The 899-nt window shown below is 65.2% G+C and carries 1 protein-coding gene and 2 pseudogenes; 1 reads left to right on the top strand and 2 read right to left on the bottom strand.

Going from position 1 to position 899, the window contains the following annotated elements:
* The coding region (locus tag I73_RS01940) for an SET domain-containing protein (protein WP_022979074.1) at window positions 1-371 on the top strand (371 nt) is incomplete at its 5' end.
* A gap of 55 nt (window positions 372-426) precedes the next feature.
* Here the strand turns inward: I73_RS01940 and I73_RS25420 are convergent.
* Together I73_RS25420 and I73_RS01930 are read right to left on the bottom strand one after the other, a co-directional pair.
* Window positions 427-618, bottom strand: a pseudogene (locus tag I73_RS25420) (GTP-binding protein); the annotation flags it as partial.
* A gap of 62 nt (window positions 619-680) precedes the next feature.
* A pseudogene (locus tag I73_RS01930) lies at window positions 681-899 on the bottom strand (30S ribosomal protein S7); the annotation flags it as partial.

The raw sequence follows: 899 nt of genomic DNA, 5'->3' as shown, positions 1-899 counted from the left end.
AGTACACCGGGGACCGCATCGACTGGGACGAGGCCCTGCGTCGCCATCCGCACGATCCCTCCAACCCCGAGCACACCTTTTACTTCCAGCTGCGCACCGGCGAGGTGATCGATGCGCTGTACGGCGGCAACGCCTCGCGCTGGATCAACCACGCCTGCGACCCGAACTGCGAGGCCGAAGAAACGAAGGACGGCCGGGTGTTCATCAAGGCCCTGCGCCCCATCGCCCCGGGCGAGGAACTCTCCTACGACTACGGCCTGACCATCGACGAGCGCTACACCCCGGCGCTGAAAAAACGCTACGAATGCCGCTGCGGTGCGCCGGAATGCCGGCACACGATGCTCAGCCCCAAGCGCCGCGCCGCGCGCTGACCCTGAGGTTCCCCGATGGCATCCTCCCCGACGACCCCGAGCAACCCCGCAGACCGGTGATGGTGATGCCACGTTCCTGCTCTTGCTCCATCCAGTCCATCGTGGCGGCACCGTCGTGCACTTCACCGATCTTGTGGTTCACACCGGTGTAGTACAGGATGCGTTCGGTCGTCGTGGTCTTGCCAGCGTCGATGTGCGCCGAGATACCGATGTTGCGGTAGCGCTCGATGGGGGTCTTGCGAGCCATGGTTCACTCCAAAGAGGAATTGCCGCCACCGGGATGTCCGGCGGCGGCCAGGGGACAGGGTTTTAGAAGCGGAAGTGCGAGAAGGCCTTGTTGGCCTCGGCCATGCGGTGCACTTCGTCACGCTTCTTCATGGCGCCGCCGCGGCCTTCGGAGGCTTCCAGCAGCTCATTGGCCAGGCGGGCAGCCATCGACTTCTCACCGCGCTTGCGGGCCGATTCCTTCAGCCAACGCATGGCCAGGGCCATCCGGCGGACGGGGCGAACTTCCACGGGAACTTGGTA

It is taken from the genome of Ideonella sp. B508-1 (assembly GCF_000333615.1).
GTDB lineage: Bacteria > Pseudomonadota > Gammaproteobacteria > Burkholderiales > Burkholderiaceae_C > Ideonella.
Note: the sequence above shows the minus strand (reverse complement) of the source record. Positions and strands in the feature narration are given on the sequence as shown.